The 21,157-nt window shown below is 45.9% G+C and carries 14 protein-coding genes; 9 read left to right on the plus strand and 5 right to left on the minus strand.

The features are described from left to right. Positions 1–69 precede the first annotated feature (69 nt). The 7 genes from QUA99_RS06020 to QUA99_RS06050 all read left to right on the plus strand — a co-directional run bounded on the left by QUA99_RS06020 (position 70) and on the right by QUA99_RS06050 (position 12,535). A complete protein-coding gene (locus tag QUA99_RS06020) occupies positions 70–3,324 on the plus strand; it encodes an ATP-binding protein (RefSeq protein ID WP_333236712.1) in 3,255 nt (1,084 codons plus the stop codon). A gap of 355 nt (positions 3,325–3,679) precedes the next feature. Then, on the plus strand, positions 3,680–4,561 hold the full coding sequence (locus QUA99_RS06025) for a tetratricopeptide repeat protein (protein WP_445250983.1): 882 nt from the start codon (positions 3,680–3,682) through the stop codon (positions 4,559–4,561). A 235-nt stretch (positions 4,562–4,796) separates the two neighbouring features. Then, the gene (locus QUA99_RS06030; protein ID WP_333236714.1) at positions 4,797–5,990 is read left to right on the plus strand and encodes a glutathione S-transferase family protein; all 1,194 of its coding nucleotides are present in this window, start codon (positions 4,797–4,799) and stop codon (positions 5,988–5,990) included. Positions 5,991–6,092: 102 nt separating this feature from the next. Next, positions 6,093–6,467, plus strand: a complete 375-nt coding sequence (locus tag QUA99_RS06035) for a DUF433 domain-containing protein (protein WP_333236716.1) — start codon at positions 6,093–6,095, stop codon at positions 6,465–6,467. Then, positions 6,464–6,859, plus strand: a complete 396-nt coding sequence (locus QUA99_RS06040) for an ACP S-malonyltransferase (protein WP_333236718.1) — start codon at positions 6,464–6,466, stop codon at positions 6,857–6,859. Before QUA99_RS06035 ends, QUA99_RS06040 begins: the two co-directional genes overlap by 4 nt. 67 nt (positions 6,860–6,926) lie before the next feature. Beyond that, positions 6,927–7,157, plus strand: coding sequence for a hypothetical protein (locus QUA99_RS06045; protein WP_333236719.1), 231 nt, complete (start codon positions 6,927–6,929; stop codon positions 7,155–7,157). Between the two features lie 119 nt (positions 7,158–7,276). Next, positions 7,277–12,535 carry an ATP-binding protein gene (locus tag QUA99_RS06050; RefSeq protein WP_333236721.1) on the plus strand — a complete coding sequence of 1,753 codons (5,259 nt, stop codon included), beginning with the start codon at positions 7,277–7,279 and terminating at the stop codon, positions 12,533–12,535. 52 nt (positions 12,536–12,587) lie between these two features. On the opposite strand, the gene QUA99_RS06055 is transcribed toward QUA99_RS06050, so the two are convergent. From QUA99_RS06055 to QUA99_RS06070, 4 genes are all read right to left on the minus strand, one after another. Continuing rightward, the gene (locus tag QUA99_RS06055) at positions 12,588–12,758 is read right to left on the minus strand and encodes a hypothetical protein (protein ID WP_333236722.1); all 171 of its coding nucleotides are present in this window, start codon (positions 12,756–12,758) and stop codon (positions 12,588–12,590) included. A 93-nt stretch (positions 12,759–12,851) separates the two neighbouring features. Then, the gene (locus tag QUA99_RS06060) at positions 12,852–15,260 is read right to left on the minus strand and encodes an EF-hand domain-containing protein (protein ID WP_333236724.1); all 2,409 of its coding nucleotides are present in this window, start codon (positions 15,258–15,260) and stop codon (positions 12,852–12,854) included. 165 nt (positions 15,261–15,425) lie between these two features. After that, the gene (locus QUA99_RS06065) at positions 15,426–16,076 is read right to left on the minus strand and encodes an RNA ligase family protein (RefSeq protein ID WP_333236726.1); all 651 of its coding nucleotides are present in this window, start codon (positions 16,074–16,076) and stop codon (positions 15,426–15,428) included. A gap of 56 nt (positions 16,077–16,132) precedes the next feature. Continuing rightward, positions 16,133–17,377 carry an HhoA/HhoB/HtrA family serine endopeptidase gene (locus QUA99_RS06070; protein WP_333236728.1) on the minus strand — a complete coding sequence of 415 codons (1,245 nt, stop codon included), beginning with the start codon at positions 17,375–17,377 and terminating at the stop codon, positions 16,133–16,135. Positions 17,378–17,661: 284 nt separating this feature from the next. Between QUA99_RS06070 and QUA99_RS06075 the strand changes: the two genes are divergently transcribed. After that, positions 17,662–18,015, plus strand: coding sequence for a metal-sensitive transcriptional regulator (locus tag QUA99_RS06075; RefSeq protein ID WP_333236730.1), 354 nt, complete (start codon positions 17,662–17,664; stop codon positions 18,013–18,015). 297 nt (positions 18,016–18,312) lie between these two features. Here QUA99_RS06075 and QUA99_RS06080 read toward each other — a convergent pair whose 3' ends face one another. Next, on the minus strand, positions 18,313–18,750 hold the full coding sequence (locus QUA99_RS06080) for a helix-turn-helix domain-containing protein (protein ID WP_333068711.1): 438 nt from the start codon (positions 18,748–18,750) through the stop codon (positions 18,313–18,315). Positions 18,751–19,956: 1,206 nt separating this feature from the next. Here QUA99_RS06080 and QUA99_RS06085 point away from each other — a divergent pair. Then, entirely contained in the window at positions 19,957–20,601 is a 645-nt protein-coding gene (locus QUA99_RS06085; RefSeq protein ID WP_333236733.1) for a pentapeptide repeat-containing protein, read from the plus strand. The last annotated feature ends 556 nt before the right edge of the window (positions 20,602–21,157 follow it).

Consider the following 21,157-nt stretch of genomic DNA (forward strand, 5'->3'; position numbering starts at 1 on the left):
ATAAAAATTCGCAGCTACATTGGGTATCAAAAATATTACTGCTATAGATAGCAGACTCTCAGGTTTGTTATGTCAACCACCAGCCCCAGTCTCAAAAATTTTATCGAGCTAGTGCCGCTTTGCCGACTGACGGCGGCGCTAGAATCACTGCGGTCAATTTTCAGCTCCTGCAACTGCGATCGAGTCGCAATAGTCAACGAACAGCTACAGCCCCTGGGATTAGTTTACCTCCGCAGCCTTTGGGCCCGCGCGGCCGATCGAACAAACGACGGGCAGGAACCTTTGTCAGAAAGCCCGATCGCGATCGAAGCAATCAGGGCAGTACCCGCGGCGCTGAGCGTCAGCGAATTCTGGCAGTACCTGCAAACAGAGGGACTGAACACCCCAGCCCGGCCAAACAACGAAACCGCCGGGATTTCATCAAACAGCCCGATCGCCCTCACAGATGCCAGCGGTCAATTTTTAGGAATGCTAGACAGCCTGAGCCTGCTGCAATTCGCCGCACTCAACAGCAGCTCGACCGGCAGCCTCACAGACCAGGCAACAGCCGTCAAAGAAATAGAATTAAGGTCGGTTTCCGAAGCCATCGCCACGGCCCTAGACGCTCAAGTGCGCTTTCTAGAAGCAGGATTGAAACCTTCGGAAAACCTCAACTCCCTAGTCCAACTGTTGGAAAAACTGCCCCTGCCCCTGAGATTGCAAACCCCTACCGCACAAATAGTCAGCCAAAACGCAGCGTGGCGGATTTTGCTGGGAGCAGGCCCAGAACCAGTTCCAGAACCAGCAGCAAATTTGGGCAAACACTCGCCCCGCAAACCTAGCCATTTAACAAGCGAATACAAGAGCGTGCAGTTAGAGGCCATCACCAAAGAATGCAGGAGCCTAGTAGGAGCACGTAGTTCGGGCGATTCCCTGCGGGATAGCTTCGCCGCGCGTGATTCAACAGCAGCCACCAGTTGCCCGCTGCCCTTGTACGCCGCCGCCTCTCCCTCAACCTTAACCGCTCCAGCTTGGTGCCCCACCGCCGGCAAACCAGATACCTATATTTGCGACTGCCCCGTACAACAAGGCCAAGAACGGATCTGGCAATTTGTCAAACAACCGCTCTCAGAGCAGCTAATTTTAGTAATGGGACAAGATGTCACCGAAGAACATTTAGTCGCCAAAGAACTAGCAGCGAAAAACGCAGATTTAATCCACCTCAACCGACTCAAAGACGAATTTTTATCCTGCATCAGCCACGAACTAAAAACCCCGCTCACCGCCGTCCTCGGTTTGTCCAGCCTCCTCAAAGATAAATTGATCGGAGAACTCAACGACCGCCAAACACGCTACGCCAAACTAATCCATAAAAGCGGGCGGCACTTGATGACAATAGTTAACGACATTTTAGACTTGACCCGGATGGAAACCGGGCAGCTAGAACTAATTCCCGAAGCAGTCGAAATAGCATCAACCTGCCAAAGAGCCTTTGAACAAGCAAAACAACTGCAACAGCAAGAAGAAAAAAACCCTCCCACCCCGAGCAAAACGGACGGTACAGCAAACGCAGAACCCTCGGCCCAAATAGAATTTACACTCGAAATAGAACCGGGACTGAGCCAATTAATTGCCGACGAACTGCGGCTGCGGCAAATGCTGGTTAACCTCCTTTCCAATGCCCTAAAATTCACCGAACTCGGCGGCAAAATCGGATTAAAAGTAAATGTTTGGGAAGGCTGGATCGCATTCACAGTTTGGGACACTGGCATCGGCATCCCCGCCGACAAACAGCATCTGATCTTTCAGAAATTCCAACAGCTAGAAAGCCCCCTCACCCGCCGCTTTCAAGGAACCGGACTGGGACTGGTACTGACTCAACGCCTAGCTCGGCTCCACGGCGGCGACGTTTCGTTTATTTCCTCAGAAAATCAAGGCTCTCAATTTACCCTGCTGCTGCCGCCAAATCCTCCGGGAAACAGCGAAGAAGTCCCGGCATCTGGAGCCGGCGAGGAAGAATTATTAAAACCCCAATATCCGACTCCGATCGCCCATTCTCGCTCTCGTTTAGTATTAATAGTCGAAGCTGTTCCTAAATATATCGAAGACTTAACCAACGTCCTCTCAGGTTTGGGCTACCAAGTAATAGTCGCCCGTTCCGGCACCGAAGCCCTGGAAAAAGCCCGCAGGTTTAGTCCCGAAGCGATTTTCCTCAATCCGCTGCTGCCCCTGCTGTCGGGTTGGGACGTGCTGACGCTGCTCAAGAGCGACCCGGATACCCGATCGATTCCGGCGATTGTCACGGCCACCAGAGGCGAAAAAGAACGGGCCAGTGTCAACAGGGCCGAAGGCTTTTTGAGCTTGCCGGTGGAAGAACCCGCTTTGCGGCGGCTGCTGGCAGACTTGATCGGTCACAGTAATGCTAGCAGCGCCAAAGTAAGGAGTTCTTTAACCGTGTTGTGGCTCAGCCCGCAAAACAGTTCGTCTCAAGGTTCCGCTTTACTGCTCAACCCCAACTACTGTCGCGTTTTAGAAGCAGACGACCTCGGCCAAGCAGAACTCGTGGCCAGAATTTGGCGGCCCGACGCGATCGTCTTGGACGGTACGAGTCAACTGCAAAACCCCTTAGCTTTTCTCGAACAGTTAAGTCGGTCTCGAAATTTGGGTTCTCTCCCCTTGGTGACTTTAGACCCCCGAACTACGCAACTGGCAAATCAAGTCAAAGGATTATCGGTATTTCCCTGTTTAGCCACTAGCAGTCCCGACGACGGTGAAACTTCACCTACCGGGTTAATGCCAAGTGCTTTGTGGCAAGTGATTCAAGTTGCTGCAGGCATGAGTTGGAAGCCCAGCATTTTATTTGCCGACATTTCGACTTTACCCGATTTGCACTCCTCTTCTGGGGGGAACCCGACGGAAGAATTGGAACATTGCGATCGATCGACCGCAGCCGAGATTCCCCTGCCTAATTCCCAGTTTTCTACTCCCAACTTTCAAGCTTTGATTCAGTACATCCAAACAGCAGGATTTCGAGGGTCGATCGCTCCCTGCTGGACAGAAGTTTTGCAGCAGTTGCAATATCAAAGCGTTGACTTAGTTTTACTGTGTTTGCGAGATGATCCCTCAGAATCCCCCGCTATGTTGCAGGCGCTGTCGAACTTGCGCCAAATGGCAGTAAAACTGCCAATTTTAGTCTGGGATTATCGGTATTCTGTAAATTCCGAATCCGAGGCGATCGACTTTCTACTGCAAGAAGTATCTGCCAAAATTTTGCCTTCTTCCTTGTCGGCAGCACAATTATTAGACAAAATTCAACAGACTTTATTAACTCACTCAAGTTCCTGAAAATGAAGAATTTACCAGGTTTGCAGTGAGGAATTAACTCGTTGATAAGCAAGTAAAAATCAACTATTTTTTATGAAAAAAACATAATTTGGGGAGTTTTCAACTGTCAACCGCAAAGCGTTATTTATGAAAATATTCAATTATAATAACTCATAAATGTGCCTATTTGTAGTGAGGTTATCAGTCGTTTATAAAACAGTGAATAAAAACGGCTACCCTGAGTGTAAGCATAATTTGATAAATATTTAAATGAAAACCCCGAAGTGTTGTGAGTCAAGAAGCAATATCAAAACTCAAAAATATGAGTTATTATAGGCGATCGAGAAACCCTTATATTTTTTGCTGGGGCTGTACAGTGCCTAATCGCATTCCTTTAATATCTCTGCTACTCGCACTCGGTTTGGGGGCAATGCCCGAGCCGGCTGCCTGTCAGGCACTCCTGCCTTACACCCTGAAAATTGACTCGGCTCAACTCGAACAGACAGCCTTGAGCCTTGCAGAAGAAGCCGTCCAGTTAGCCAGACTCCAGCAGTACGAACTTGCCGTACCCAGAGCCGAACTCGCCACACAGTTAGCCCCCAAGAATCCTCAAACATGGACTTTGTTAGGCAGCTTGTACCTTCAAGTCGAGCAGTTTGACAAAGGCATTGAAGCTTTAGGGCAAGCTCAATCTCTGTCGCCAGAAAATCCATCAATTAAATTTGTCTTGGGAGAAGCTCACTTTCGGAAAGCGAACTACGAGAAAGCAGTCGAATATTTGCAAGCAGGATTAAAACTAAAACCAGACACTCCGGGTGCATTATTTGATTTAGGCAATGCTTTTTATAAGCTAAAGCGGTTCGATCGGGCGATCGCCCAATACGAAAAAGCCTTTGCTTTAGAAAAAAACCTGTGGCCGGCTATTAATAATATCGGATTAGTCAAATACGAAATGGGAGATGTTGATAGCGCCATCAAACGCTGGGAACAGGCGATCGCGATCGACGACAAAGCAGCAGAATCAATGCTAGCTCTAGCAGTGGCACTCTACGGCAAAGGCGACCAAGCAAAAGGCTTAGCGATGGGAGAAGCAGCTCTGAAACTCGACAAACGCTATGCTACCGTAGAATATCTCAAAGAAAACCTCTGGGGCGATCGTTTGATCGCAGCCACCCAAAACTTCCTGGCTACTCCCCAAATGAAAGCAGCACTGGCTAAAATTCAAGACACCCCACCCTCTTCCCAAATGTCGCCTTAATTATAGTTTCGTTTGTAGTGAGGACTTCAGTCCTCAAAGTGTTGTTTAACTGAGAGCCAACTATCTTATTCAGGACTAAGACCCAAAAATAGTTGAATGCGCTATGCGTAGGCGTAAGGTGCGCGCACAGCGCACCCTACAGATAGAGTTGGTGCGTAAGTTCTATTATTGTCACGAAGAAGTCGCTGTCTTCAATTCTCCAATCTAAAATCTAAAATCTAAAATCTAAAATCGCATGACCCCCCTAAGCTGGACAGAATTAGAAGCCCTCACAGACTTTGAAGTCGATCGCGTCAACGGCCCAACCAACGCCCAAGCCCGCTTGCGCCTCTTCGGTAAAACCGAATCCGATGTGCGAGTCACCCTGTACCGCGACAACCACGCCTGGTGTCCCTACTGCCAAAAAATCTGGCTGTGGCTGGAAGAAAAACAAATTCCCTACCGTATTGACAAAGTTACCATGTTCTGCTACGGGGAAAAAGAAAGTTGGTACAAGCGCAAAGTGCCATCGGGAATGCTACCGGCGATCGAACTAGACGGCCGCACCATCACCGAAAGCGATGATATCTTAATCGCCCTCGAACGAGTCTACGGCCCCTTGGGTTTGGGCATGGAACACCCCGCAGTAATACCCCTGCGGCGGCTAGAGCGACTGCTGTTTAGGGCCTGGTGCTCTTGGCTGTGCTACCCAGCAAGTTCAGCCAGAGTAGAACAGCACAATCGCAACCAATTTATCAGCGTCGTCGCCCAGGTAGAAAAGGCTCTCGGCAGCACTCCGGGGCCTTATTTCCTCGATGAATTTGGCACTGCGGATGTCATCTTTACGCCCTACGTCGAACGCATGAATGCCAGTCTTTACTACTACAAAGGCTACTCGATGCGGGAAGAAAACCCGCGCTTTGCTGACTGGTTTGCGGCGATGGAAACCCGCCCTACCTATCGCGGCACTCAGAGCGATTTTCACACCCACGTCCACGATTTACCGCCTCAGATGGGCGGGTGTTATGAAAACGGCGAACCTCAGATGCTACTCAATAAAGCCCGCGTGGATAATGGGCCTTGGGCTGGACTGCCGGATGTGATGTACCCAGAACCGGAAACCTCCCGCGCTGAAGCACTTCACCGCGTTATCAAGCATCACCGCAACATCATTCGAGTCAATCCTGCTGATGACAACTTATTTGATGAGGCTTTGCGCTGTGCTTTAACTTTGATGATGACTGGCGAAGTTTGTACGCCGCCGGCTGGTTCTGATTCGGCTTTGCGGTATTTGCGCGATCGGGTGAATGTGCCCCGCGATATGTCCATCTACGCGGCCAAGCGGCTGAGGGAAGCGTTGGAGGAAACGGCTGCTTTGGTGGGTGATGGCCAAGGTTCTCCGATTCTGCTGAAGCATCGGCGAGATCAAGATCCGGCTAATTTTGTGTAGGGGGCGTCTGGTGGATTTGCTCAAAGGTTTCTCCAAACACGACATTACAAATTTGTAAGGTACGATCGGATTATTTTCTAGACTGTTTCAGAGGCTATGGGTATGGTTTCAGTATCCAACAACCAACCAATCATTATTCGTACAGAGCGCGGACTGACAATTTCAGGTACGCGCATCACTCTCTATGATGTGATGGACTACCTGACGGCTCAGTATCCCCCGAAGTTTATCCGTTCCTTGTTTGACTTAACAGACGATCAGATTAACGTTGCTTTATCCTACATTGAGGCAAATCGTGCAGAAGTCGAAGCAGAGTATCAAGTTGTTTTAAAGCAAGCTAAAGAAATTCAGCATTACTGGGAAGAACGCAATCGCGAACATTCAGCCCGCGTTGCAGCGATGCCACCCAAACCCGGTCGAGAGGCTCTTTGGGCAAAACTTCAAGAGCAGAAAGCCAAACACGAACTAGAAGCATGAATTTTCTCATCGATCGCAATCTCGGAGGTCATGCAGAGATTTTATTGGGCAATATTGCGAGTCAAGGCTGGTTAAATCTACTTCCAATTCGTGTTGTCACCTTCAAGCAGATGAATTTGTCGATCGACAGTAACGATCGAGTTGTTTGGCGACTTGCTCAGGCCAATCAAATGATCTTGCTTACTGCAAACCGCAGCATGAAGGGTGAAGACTCCCTGGAACAGGTGATCCGAGAAGAAAATACAGTGGATTCCCTACCTGTCATTACGATTGGAGATGCAGATCGATTTTTAGCCGATCGAGTCTATCGAAATCGTTGTGTTGACCGTATTCTGGAAATCTTGCTGGATATCGAAACCTGGATGGGCGTTGGTCGTCTTTTTGTTCCGTAAGGTGAGCCAATAGAATTGTGCTACCATTTGTAGTATTGAAAGTGACATAAATAGTTTTACAATAATTATGAAAGTATCTATCTCTTTGCCAGATGAGCTAGTGCGTTACATTGACGATCGTGTAGAAAATCGCAGTCGGCTAAGTGAGCTTTTATTGCAAGCATGGCGCCAACAACAAGAACAGCAGGCAATGGTAGAAGCCTGTTTATTGCTGGATGAACTGAGCGATGAATTAGCCGATGAGGATCGAGCATGGCAGCAAGCAGCGATTACCGACTGGGAAGCCTCTGGATCGTGAATTTCGATCCCTCAGTCGGTACATAACTCCGCAAGAGTCGATCGGCGGTAATTATTTCAGGAACTGCTCTTTAAGTCCAAAGGGGCAACAAACTCTTATAGGAAAAGTTAGGATTAGGCATGGTCAATAGCGAAACAACAAGCCTGAATGTAACAACCTCCAAATTCAGCCTGCTCTCTCAGTTAGATGAGCTAAGGAGTGCTTGGCAGGAAGATCAATCTGCCCGAGCAAAGGGTGGTTTCCTTGCCTTGAGTGGTTTTGAACACCAATTTCTTTTGGTGCTGCTGAAAATTGTCTACCGATGGAAAGAAGCTTCTAAAGCCGAACGCCAAGATTTAAATACAGCTCATGAAGTTCTGACTGAAGCTATTTCAGATATTACTGAATCCGGTAAAGTAGTTACCCTCACACAAGTCAAACGAACTCTTTCAGGCAAGGCGATTGGTAAAGCGCTTGAAGAACTTTGGGAAATTTTCAATCTTGCCTCTAAGCATACACCTGGATTGGTAGAACACTTACGGTTCAAAATCTCTGGAAAGTTTGAGGATAATAAGAATCCTAATAAAGTTATTAAAGAATGGAACCCTATATTACAAGGAGATCAAGCACAAAGGCTTGATACATTCAAAACTTGTGTCAGCTATGAGTTTGTTGCTGACCCAAGAACCGACTTAACGACTGAGTTAGAAAATCTTTCACGGGATGAGGATACAGAAACAACTATAGGACGATGGTTAGGCTATCTTCTTCAACTTGGTTCAGGCTTATCTCCGGAGCGTATAAGCGCTCTTATATGGCGGGAACTCATAAATGATAAAAGCTTGGAAGCGTTCCGAGCAACACAGGCAAGATTATTCAGCCTATCCCACTATCGACTTCGTGTTGTTCGACATACACTCGGTGGCAGTCTGTCTCTACCTAGGACAGATTTACTCTCACAGCTACAAGCATCTGTACTCACGAAGCGGATAACCCTTCTCATCGGGCCATCGGGATCTGGAAAATCAGCACTTTGCAAGCTGGCTATGCAAAAAAACTTTCCAGATTATACGCGCTTGTTTCTCCATCCGTCTGACATTATTTCCTTCACAGAAACCCCAGACTCCACATCTAGCCGTACAAGACGTATTGATGAACTCTTAACAGCTCAGGTAATTGAGAAGCCCATCATCATCATAGATGACCTGAGTGATGTCAACGATCAAAGCTTTGATTGTGTACTTAACCTTCTTCAAAATGCTTTGGCTAGCGAGACATCAACGGATGTGCGTTTCGTTCTCGTGGCGCATCTAGATGCTGAACGCCGAGTTCGTGACAAAATTGATGCTCGACTTGGCGCAGAACTTTCTATTGATGTTGTTAAGTTACCACAACTACCTATTAACGATCTTCAGTCATCTCATACTTTACCAGCCGACGTTGCTAGTCTTGTTCAACGCGCTGATGAGTTTGGGCCTGCCTTGAACCTTAAGCTTCTTGACTGGCTGATTAGTAGCGTTCAGCGAGATGATATCGATGCTTCAGCCTTCAAAAATGACCTAGATTTGCTTGCTTGGTTCTGGCGCTTTCATGTAAACAATGGACGCGATGGCAGTGAAGAAGGTCGTGCGCTAATTAGGACAGCCATTTCATTAGCCAATAAATTTACTCCCGATCTGTCTCTCTATGACTCTGAGATTGATTCCAAAGTTCTAGATACCTTGGTGCGGCGAGACTGTCTTCGAGTTGCAGAGGAAAAAGTAGCTGTCACACACCGTTTTGTAGGAGATTGTGCAAGGTTTCGCTACCTTCTGGGGAAACGTCGCGAACTAGATGTCAGTAAGCTTGCAACGAAGCTGAGAAATCCTCTTTGGTCTCAGCCAGTGCGCTGGTTTGCTTTGTATCTTGCGATGGAATCAGAAGAGACTGAAACATGGCAGGAATTGCTTCAAGAGGCAAAGGAAGGTAATCATTTACAGCTTATTGACTTACTTCTCGATGGCGCGATCTTGAGCAGACAGCCAAGTTCAGTTCTCCAAGGCTGTTCCGGCGAACACCTTCCTTTTTTCATCAAGCATCTCATCTCTCGTCTTCTAGCGATCGCAACTTTTCCAAATCCAGCCCTTGCAGGAATTTCTGAATCTACGTCTGCGGGCACAAGGCTGGTCATACAGGAGCAGATAACGGGAATTCCAAAAGCGCATTTGTGGGAACCTGTGTGGCGATGGCTCTTATCTCAAAATCCCGAGACTGTAATCGAGGAATCTTGTTTAGTTTTCAGAGCTGCTGAAGCTTGGCTGAATTGGGGAATATTTGCAGAAAAATTTTCTTTCCGGGTTGAGGTTGCAGAGTTTGTCCTTAACTTGCTGCAAAGAATATTGCTGCCCGATCCTGATCCACCCGATCCTGTACCAGAAGCGCGAGTAGACAGTTGGGAAGACCTAAACCAGATAATCGAGCTAAGACAGAAAGGAGCGTTACCCTTCCCTGTCCATAAAAAGCAATACTATTTACGTGATTTTTCATCAAATGCTTTTGCCTGTATAGTGTTTGCGCTCAAGATTATTCCAGAACGTTCAGCCTGGTTTTTGAAAGTTTTGGCAGGACGAGAGATTACACCAGCAAATAGATTAGAAGCAACTGAAACCTCTCTTTCTCTAATTAGACCTGGTGTAGGTGTGCTTGAGCCTCCACATCCAAAAGGGCCATCAGGAAAAGTTAATAATAACTTTCGCAAATTCATGCTCAAGCAAGGAGGTCTATATCTCAATTATGTAGTTAGTGTTAATCCACAACTCGGTGCTGAATTACTTTTAGCTCTGACTATTTCACCGCCAGGTTATCATTATGAATTTGATAATGACCATAATAGGCTAATCAATTCTCTCGGAACAAAAGGCTCAGACGAGATTGATGTCTGTACATTCAAGTTTATTCCGCTCCTGTCTCTCTTACAAATTAATGAAGTTGTTGCCATTGATGTTATTGCAACCCTTTGTAAGGTAGCGACAGATTACTGGCATGAGCATCGCTGGGCAAAGAACAAACTGGAGGGTATGCCAGAAACTGATACTGATGGCGTAACTTTGCTTATTGGCGAGAACAGAAAAGACTTCAAAGGTGGTCGTCATGCTTTGTACTGGCATCGCAAGTATACTAGGTCACCAAATATTGTCGCTTGTTTCTTAATGACGCTGGAGGGATGGCTCTACAGTCGTCCGACTAAAGCAGCACTCGAACGTTCTATATCAATTATCTTTGAGCGTGCTGACACTGTTGCAATACTTGGGTTACTCATTTCGCTGGCTAAATGCGCTCCCAATCTTTTGAAAGGTTCCCTACTACCTCTATTGTCATCACTACAACTTTTAATATGGTTAGATTTTGAAGAGATCGATCGAGGACAAGATTTTGCCTTCGATTATTGGAAGGCATGGAATCGACTGTCAAAGGAAGAATATCAAGAGTTAGCTGAATTTCATCAGTTATCTCACAGAAAAATTTCTATTTTAGAGATAGCACTCCGAATGTGGCTAGAGGGAGACATTCCTTTTGATGCAACATCTCAGATTTTGGCAGACTGGGATAATCACCAACTTAATTTTATTCCAGAGGTCAGTCGCTATCGTGCATTAAAAATACGAGCTTGGTTTGAGGGCAACAACTGGCTGTCGAAAAAGGATGAGCATGGAACTAGAATCTTTCACTTCGTCGGTACTCTACCTCAAGATGCTGAAGTTGATGCTAAAGCTGAATCTGCACTTTGGAATCTTCAGCATCTTGAAATCGTAAGAATGTGCCGAAAAGTTCTAGATGGTGAGTTGCAAAAGACACCGGAACTAGATAGGGAGTTTGTTACTCTTCTGACCAGTGAAGAACAGCTTACTTCCCTACAAGAGCGCCTTGGAGAAAAAGCTTTTATAGATATAATTTGGGCAGCGATTGCTGTTATTCTAGAGTTTCCTATTGATAATCTCAACCCAGAACTGGAGAACTACATCACTGATTATGCTAGTGATTTTTCTAATCTACCGATAAGTTTAGATGACGGCAGTCGTTGTCAAAATTATAATAGGGATGCTGAAGCTTTTCTCGCTCATGGGGCCCCTAAATTACTGCGAAGATGCAAATCTGAAACCTTACTTCGATCATCTGCTTTCCGTTGCTTTATTGGTGTCCGCAATTGCAATACATCTGCTTTTATGAGTTCATGGATAAGAGAATATGGGCTTGTTCACCCTCTCACCCAAGAACTCATCAATATTGCACCCCGAATAGCCCGCCTCCTTTTCCTGACTTATGCAGTACCCTATGCTGAAGAAATAAGCAAACGAGAAAAGCCTCAAATTGAAGAGGTCTGGTCTAGTTTACAAAAGGATTTTGAAGAGAAAAAAAATTCAGGAATTTCTATAAGTGATGTTTCTCAATGGATTCCAGAAATACTTATCCAACCTCTGCAACAACAACCTCGCTGGTTACACAATTACTTTGATTGGGATTTTTTAGCGGCAGCGTTGATTCCGGTGCTAAAAGCAAAGCCAGATAGCGAGATAGAGCTGGATTTAATCAGTTTATTACGCGAGCAAGTGCTTTTTGCTTTGTTGCACGAAAGGGCAACAGTTTATGTAGATAACAAAGCAGAGCAAGAAGAGGATGGAGATGATTCTGTAGAAACACAACTTTATTCAGCTCAATCTCAAATAATAGATACAATAGTAAAATCCAATTCTACCGAATTTGCTACACGAATTAATGTAATTTTCCAGGTTTTTAAAACAGTTGAACTGGTAGATTGCATTGTTTTAGGTGAGGTTATAGATACTTTAAGTTACTGCATTGTTGAGGAAAATTCTTCGGATATAATTGACCACTCATTTAGAAAATACACAGCTTGTACAGTGGGAGAATATCTGTTTGGCCTTAGAAACCAGCAGGAGCCAAATCTGCGATTCTTCGGTAGTGTCAGAGATATTTGGGAAAAATTGATTGACCTGCTGTGGCAATGGTCTAAGAAAAATCTTCAGTATGCAACTCAAGCAGATCAATGGCTTATGGAGTTTTTAGAGCGTTTTCAAGAAGTATTACTTCCTGATTGGTGGTTAAGAATAAAATTGTACCGTGTTGGCCAATTAACGAATTATAGGCACTTCCGCCGTTTACTTTTCAAAATGCTCATCCAAAACCAGGAAATCTTACCCACTAGCAGAAATGACGAAAGTGAACTTTTAGTTCAACTTCTTGCTGAACTCTGGGATTCAGATCCGAGTTGGATAATACATAGCCCACTTCGACGTAGTGGTCTGAGAACTTTGTTGGGGCAGTTACAGGAAATTGACGCGCTAGGCGCAAGAAGACTAGGGGATGAGATAGCTAATTCCTTAGCACATGGCTCTGATTGAACCAAGTATTGAATGAAGATTAGGTTGAAGAAAACGACAAGGTTAATTTTACTCAAGCAAAAGAGGAGGTTTCAGCGATCGCACTACTCGATCGATTCTGAATAAACCGATCGGGAATAACCATACCGCGATCGGTTTCCACATCAAAAAGCACCAATTGTTTGCGATCGTCCTTTTGGTGCATTCCCGCAAACGAATTAGCACAAAAAAACTCTGCAAACACAGTAATTTCAGCACAGTGATACAGTTCATTCTCTCGAAATTTTGAAGAGGTAAAAAGTTAAGCTTTTCAACTTAACTTTTTACTGACTGATATTTAAGCAACCTCTACGAACACACCGCTGCGAGCAAACTCCTCTTCTTCAGGACTAAAGACAGGAGCTTGATCCACAAGATCAGGGTCAAAGTAGTATGTCTCTTGTAAGAATTGTCCGGTGACGATCGCCTCCTCCAACTCCTTGATATAATCTTGGGCAACTAAGCAAGCCTCCTTGATGCCTTCCTCATCCCGCTTATCCAACAGCTTTTGCAAAGTTGCTCTCACCCCTGTCAGTCGTGCCGCGGGCTTGAGCATACCGTAGAGGCGGTACATCCGATCGGTGGCAATGCTAATGTGTTTGAGGGCCTTGGCTCGTGCTAGCTCAGAGTCAATGCTGGGCCAATAACGAGTGGTATAAAATGCTTTCTCATCCTTGTGATACCACTCCTCCGATCGCGCAATTGATGAGGAGACAGTATTGTGCAGCTTCCAGAAGAATAAGCGCAGGGAAGCTCCATCTACTACGGTGGACAGCTTCGCCTCCATTGATACCTCAAAGTTATTCAGACGCGGGTCGCGCCCAAGCACGAGGTACTCCACAGGGTACATTTCCACCTCTTTATTCTGCACGACGTAGGCGTTGAGGTGGTGGCGGCAGTAGGGGCAGGGATACATAGTGGCAAACAGCTTGAAAAAGTCCTTGAAGATGGCAACCAAAGTTTTTTGCTGTTGGGGGGTCTTGGTAGAGACGATTTCAGCCGTAGTGTGGAAGAAACGCCACACCGCAGGGCCAATATAGTACGGGAAGCTGACGCGCATTTGTGAATTCTTTATTTCACTGCGATCGATATACACGTCGATGAACGATACATATTGCGAAAGTTCGCCAGACTCGCGCCCAAACTCCAAGCGTTCGCGCCGTTTCTGTACCCCATTCAGGTAGTTGTGCGTCAAGCGCCATGCCTGTTGAAGCATCAACTTCTGTTTTGGAGCGCATTTGGGAAAGCCTTCTGCAACATCCGCCCCATAGCGGCCAAATTCCCCTGACGCCTTGGTAGCTTCGTACCACTGGTTTAAAGCCGCTTCGTCAGGCACCGTGTTGAAGGGGATGTCTGCTGCTGTGCTGACGCTGAAGGCAGCCAACAGCTTCGGCATAAAATCTTCATACCAATATGCCACTGGCATCATCGCACCATCGATTTCCTCTGAGGCATCCGAGAGGATGACGCGGTTCCACTTCTTGAGGTACTCTTTTGGATCTCCCTCAGATTTGGCTGGTGGCGGTGCCATTTCCTCACTCAGTTCCATTTTTCTCAATCGGTTGAGTTCGTTGACGGCAAGCACACCCTCGGCGATGTCCCGCAAGTTGAGACTTTTCTTTTTAATGGTGATGGCAAACTCGACTCCTGCGGCAAACTTTTCCTTGGCGGAGGCAGACTTACCCCGCGCTTCCAACATGGCTTTTTGTTCAGCCAACATTTCTGGAGTTTTTTCTATAGTCTTCCAGTTTTTGATGCGATCTTGCAGTCGGGCATATTCATCATCGAGCGATTTAACTACTGCATCCAGTAGAGGGTTGCACGCCGACTCTACTACACCCAATCCTTTATAAAGCCCGATCGCACTCCTGACAAATTGCACAAAATCAGCGATTCTGTATGGCAAGTTTCTCACGCGCAGGTGAGTCTCGTGGTTGGCCGAAAAACTCTCGCGGAAGCTGCGGTAGGCTGCTCCCTGGATCAGACGAAACAAACCAATCTGCATCTGCAAGCGGGACGTACCGCGCTTCTTCTCAGCTTGTGGGTGTTGCGCGAGTAGTTCTTTTAGTCTCGCTATTTCTGGATTGCTATCGGTGGGTGCTTCTTCTAGATTAGGTTCAATAGTGGCAGAAGCTGCCTCGTCGATAGCAGTTGCTGTAGTTGCGATCGCAGCCGCTGTACTGTCTGAAATCTCCGTTGTCTGTGTACTGACAACCGGAACGGGTGAGTCTTGATATCCGGTTGTGAGCTCTGACTCATCCGGTACCAGTTTGCAGAATTCCTTAAAGTCAATTGAGGCATCGCCGTCATGGTCTACCTCTTTGATGATCTCATCAAGCTCTTGCTCTGTCAGCCCAAACTGGCTCATCACACCCTGCATCTCGTTTTTAGTGATTTGACCGCTGCCATCCTCATCAAATACACTAAATGCCATTTTGAGACGACTGTGGCGATCGCCTTGCCGGGACACCATCAGCATTTTGAATTCCTCAAAATCGATACTGCCCGACAAGTCTACGTCCACTTCTTTGATCATGTCGCGCAGCTCGGTTTCGTTAGGACTCTGGCCTAGCGATCGCATCACTTGACCCAGTTCTTCTGATGAGATACCACCGCTCCCGTCCGCGTCAAATACTTGGAACGCTTCCCATAACTTTGCCACATCTTCTTCAGTCATGGCTTTTTTTTCAAGCTCCACAGGTGTCATAACTAAATCTTCCCTGATTTTTTTATGGGCTGTCTATTGATTACGACCAATATACTTTAATTCCTGATGACTTACGCAACGGTATTGTCAAATCGAACGGGGTTGCCTATATCTCCAACTTTGGCTTGTGACAGTTGATCTAACAGTCGATCTATCAGTTTGATATTACTCCCAGTAATTTTCCCAATCATCCTGAAAAGCTTGCTGCAATCTCTGCATATACGCATCAGTCTTAATCTTCACCATCCACAGATTATTAGCATTGCTGCCTCCCTTGCACACAACACCTTCATCTACACCGTATTTCCCCTTGCGAATATCGTCCATAAACTTGCCCGTCAGTTTCCCGCGATAAATCACTCGCGCAATATTTAATTTACCAAAATCCTGAATAAACCGATCGGGAACAACCATACCGCCCTCAGTTTCCACATCAAAAAGCACCAGTTGTTTGCGATCGTCCTTTTGGTGCATTCCCGCAAACGACTTAGCGCCCAAAAACTCTGTAAACACAGTAATTTCTGCACAGTGATACTGTTCGTTTTCTCTAAATATAGACTCTAACGGACTAGAAAAATCTCTCTTAAATATTTCAGGTGCTGCTTCTAAACCTGGATGTGCAGCATTAAATTCTGCAATTCCCATCTCATCCAAATCAAATCTACTGCGGCGCGTACCAAAAGCATACCAACCGAGTTCTACTTCCCAAACCCAATGCAAATTAGTACCATCGTACTTTTCAAAAGCTATACATTGTTCGTCAGGGCAATTTTTACTATCTGGAATTTTGGGATAGGCAAGTTGAATTCGTGTCATATAGAGGAAGGAAGAAGGAAAGGGTTTCTAACAGTTTCTCCCCTTCCCATTCTTCCCTAAAAATCTCTCAATTGAGCAGTTTGAACGGCTACTTCTTTAATCTGGGCACCGCGCCGCACTTTCAGTTTCAGAATTTGACCGATTTTGCTGTTGTCCACCAAACTTTGCAACTGTTCGGCCTCAGTCACTCCCTCGCCGTCAATTTGAACTATCACATCCCCTTTGCGAAGGCCTGCTTTCTCAGCAGGGGTGTTGGGCACAACTCGCATCACTAACACTCCATTAACTTCCGGGACAATCAAAGGAGCATTGGGGTCAGAATTATTCTCTCTGGCCATTTCAGGAGTCAAAGCAATCATCTGAATGCCCAAAAACGGATGGCTGACTTCTTCTCCGTTGGCTAGCTGCGCGTAGATGGCCTTGGCTTTGTCGATCGGAATCGCAAAGCCAATACCCATTGCATCGGCTCGAATCGCCGTGTTGATGCCAATCACTTCTCCTCTGCTGTTTAACAAGGGGCCGCCGGAATTGCCGGGATTGATGGCGGCGTCGGTTTGAATGAAATCGAGCCGCTTGTCGGGAATGCCGACGGCTGCTGAAGAGCGTTTCAGGGTGCTGATAATGCCCAAGGTGACGGTGTTGTCAAATCCCAGGGGGTTGCCCACGGCGATCGCCCAATCTCCTACTTTCACCGCGTCGGAATCTCCTAGGGTTGCCACGGGCAAGTTAACTTCCTTGGTATTAATTTTGACAACAGCCAAATCTGTTACTTCGTCAGTACCTTGCACTTCTCCTGGAAATGTCCTGCCGTCGTTTAAGGTGACAGTCACTCGATCGGCTTTGTCAACTACGTGAGCGTTGGTTAAAACAATCCCGCTTTTGTCAATGATGAAGCCGGAACCTTGACCGCGCAATCGTTCTTGTCTGGGGGTCAGGCTGCGTAAATCTTCTCCCAAAAATCTGCGGAAGAAGGGGTCTTCCATTAAAGGGTCGAGGTTGCGGCTGACAGTGCGCTCGGTATCAATGCGGACAACTGCCGGTCCGACTCGATCGACAGCCGCCGTCACAAAACTGCCGGTATCGCCCGGGAGTTCCGAGCTCCGCAGCGCTAACAGTTGCGGATTCGGGGGAGTGGCTGGGGAAGTCTGGAACTGTAAGTTGGGCGGATTTGTGAACGTCGCGGCGGTAGCGGGTGCAGCATTGATTGCTAAAGCACTCAGGGCGATCGTCATTGCTAAAATTAGGGCGAACCAACGAGCACCGATTCGAGGTGCGGGGCGAAAAAACTTAAATAGTCGCATAGCGTCAATCTTTGTTAGTCTGGGTTAGTCTGGTAAACGTGTGCGATCGTGCGGACTCAATAATCTGCCACTATGAAGATCCTAAATATATTTTGACAGTTACAATACATGAGTCACGAGCCCGCACCAACTCACCCTATTGTGAATTCTAACTTTAAAAAATTCCCTAGTAATACCAGTTTCAAAAAAAGAATGCAACTCTAGGCCCGTGGGCCCAACCATTACGAAATCACTCATTCCCAATCTAAAATCTAAAATCTAAAATCTAAAATGGTATAACCCCGATGATTCTATCTGAGACTTCTACTGACAAATCCTTGCCCTCAAATTCCCACCACCATCACGACGATAAATTGGCACACCCTCACCATCACGATGAAGAATCCATGCGGCGGCTGGTAAATCGCTTGTCTCGGATTGAGGGACACGTCCGCGGCATTAAAACAATGGTGCAAGAAAACCGTCCTTGTCCCGAAGTTCTCGTGCAAGTTGCTGCGGTTCGAGGCGCGCTCGATCGCGTGGCGAGAATCATTCTTGACGAACATTTAACTGAGTGCATTGCCCGAGCCGCTAAAGAAGGCAATATCGATACGGAAATCGAAGAGTTGAAAGCGGCTTTGGATCGGTTTTTGCCTTAGTCATTGCCAACTTTCACATCGATATAATAAAACCTGCAAATTAGACAAAACTTGCAATTTATGACTTATGACGCTTTTTTTGAGCATCTTTCAAAAACGCGGGAAAAGCATCAAATCTTATCCCCCTCACCCCCATTGCCACAACATATAATTTATATGCTCCGCAGTTTATGAGGGCAAGTTTTGTTAAAAAAGAATTTGTCAGATTTGTCGTGATGATCCAAATCCTCAAAATCTTCAAAAGCTGACAGCAAACAATTAGATAATTGGTGCTTAATCCGACGCGGTATGAACTGTCTAGACTTTCGTCAGCTTGGCTTTTAGGTGATATCTGACTGTTGCGTAAACGGCTTTATAGGAAGCCTCAATGCTGTATTCCTGCTGCAACCACTCTTGAATCTCTCCATAGCTTTTAAAGCCTTCCTGGGGGTCGCTGAGGCGCATTGCCAAACTAGCGCGGGCCAGAGGAGGAATGGCCGGTTTACGGCCGCCGCTGTGCTTTGTTTCGAGGAGTCCTTCGAGTCCATCAGAACGGTACTTTCTCAGCCACCGCTGCACTGTAATTCGATTGACCCCGATCGTCATTGCCAATTCTTTAACTGTCTTAACATGACAAATTTTGAACAGGTAAAGTGCTTGAATTTTTTGAAAGCCGCTTGCCGTTTTTTGTTCAGTTAACAGGTTTTTTAGCTCTTCACTTGTCTCTGTGATGCTAAGTTTACATACTCCAGCCATATCAATTACCTCACGATTCGCGTTCTACAATACCTTTTTTTGACAAGGGAGCGAAAGCTGCTCCTATCCTAAATGCTGACCTTTTGTTTGCCCTGAAGCAATACAAAAGCGATCTCATTAAACTTTTTCAGTGCGGGAGGCACTCTGACACTCAGAAACCGTTTTTTTTTACCGAGAGCAAAGGCTGCAATGAAGTTTTTTAGTAAAAAACCAGGTTTCTGGATCGGTTTTGTATTTTACGGACAAGCGTCATTGCTAATACTGATGTCAGTTAACCGATCGACTGCAATATTAGCGGCAATAGTGGAATTTTAAAAAATACCATTTATTCTCTTTTTGCTAAACATATATCATGGTTTTCGTGATATTTACTGCTAAATTTTGCTAAGGTATTGGCGATTTTTATTCATTAGTTGCTAGTAAACAGGCGAATATCTGTACACCAGCGATCGCGTTTTTAGACAGACATTCCCATACTTCCAGAAGTGCATTTCTGGCTTTCGCTGTTCGAGAAATCCTGATAGATTAACACTGTCATCAGCCGGAGCCAGTAGCGCCGAGTGACGCTGCAACCGACTTTCACAGCAAGGGGGCAAGTATCTGTGAAACTACTTGTTTTATCGCCAGTTGAGTAAAACACGGCGAGGGTAGCATTGTGAATTTTCCACCATTACAGTAACATTACCTGCTATTTTTCCCCACCTGCTGTGATCGAAACGGTAGTTTCTATGTGATACTACTAACATTTATTCGTGATCGTTGTCACAGTCCTCAGTAAACTCAACTATTCACAAAAAGTTATGGATTAGATCGCACTTTCCACCTATAATTTTTTGGCTTTAGTTAGGAAGTGCGATCGACATTGTTGTTCAAATTTTTAAATGTTTATTTTTAATCAAAGGGAAAACAAAATCCGTCCTGGACGCAAAAACCCGGTTTCTTCACGTCATGTGGTCATATACGCTCGATCGTGACAAAGATCGAGCGATCGGGTTTTTTTGATTAGCGTCCGTCCTGGACTGAGAATGCAGCTTTGTCGTTGACACCCTCCCCAAACCGTCTAATTTATTCTCAAACCTTGCAGATTGAGGGATTTCTCGGGCTGGGTGCGAATCTTTACAGAATCTAAAATCTAAAATAGCAGAACATCCGGTGCAACCAGCTTACTGAGAGTATTCTTCATTTAAAAGGTGTAGAGAAGCCATAATGAACGTTGACGAACTGCTCAAGCTATACGCAATAGGAGAAAGAAATTTTAGCGGGGTCTACCTGCACGAGGTTTACCTCTACGAAGCAGAATTGATTGGAGCCAATCTGTATGAAGCCGACCTGATTGGAGCCAATCTCAGAAAAGCCAAACTCAACAGAGTCAACTTTGGCAAAGCCAATTTGTGCAAGATTAATTTGAGCAAAGCAGACTTAGGTGGAGCCGACCTCACAGAAGCACTTTTAGCTGAAGCTAACCTGAATCGAGCTGAGTTGATCGGAGCCAATCTCAGCAAAGCAGACTTGAGCAGAGCTTCCCTGATCCAAGCAACTTTAATTGGAGCCAACATATCTCGGGCAACACTCTGCCGTGCAGACCTGCACGGAGTAAATCTTTATGCAGTAAACTTGCGCAGGGCGGTTCTGACAGAATGCGATTTAATTGGGGCCAACTTGAGCAAAGTAGACCTCAGCGGAGCCGACTTAATGGGAGCAAGCCTAATTAGGGCAGACTTGACTGAAGCGATTTTAAGTGCCTCAGACTTAAGCGGAGCAAACCTGCTGGGAGCAAACCTTACAAAAGTCAACTTGAGCGGAGTATATCTTAAGGGTACGACGATGCCCGACGGCACGATTCACGACTAATTTATTTGTTAATTTTTATGGTTGCCGAGAACAGCGGCTAAAGGGTAATGAGTCATTCATTACCCTAATTTATTGGTAGGGAAGTGTTTATTTGACACTCAGGTAAGGCGGATAAATTCGGGAGCATCCCATTTTTGTAATGTAGCGATTTTCGCATGTCGGGCTGACCCCTGCCGCATTCTAACTGCATATTGAGCCAATTTTTAGTTGAAAGTTTTATTAACTGCAATGCGCTAACTTTATCGCCCATTCATTAAAACATATTAAAAAATCCCAGATAATCGATCGAGTTTATCTATAATTAAAACATTAGAAAAACTCACCAGAACCCTATCCGCAAAGCGTAAGGATTCAGGTCATGAAAAAAGCCTTAAAACCTATACGGTGTAAGCATTTGGTCGAATAATCATCAAATATCCATTCTTATTAAGAAACCATGAAAGCTTTTATTTTCGTACCTATTGAGAATTAAGCTGTTGATTTAGCGAATGCTTGAATTCTAGAAGTCCTTCTGTGACTACGTTTCAGATACCTAAATCCTTACCGCAAAGCTGCT

Source organism: Microcoleus sp. F10-B2 (assembly GCF_036704965.1).
Classification (GTDB): Bacteria; Cyanobacteriota; Cyanobacteriia; order Cyanobacteriales; family Microcoleaceae; genus Microcoleus.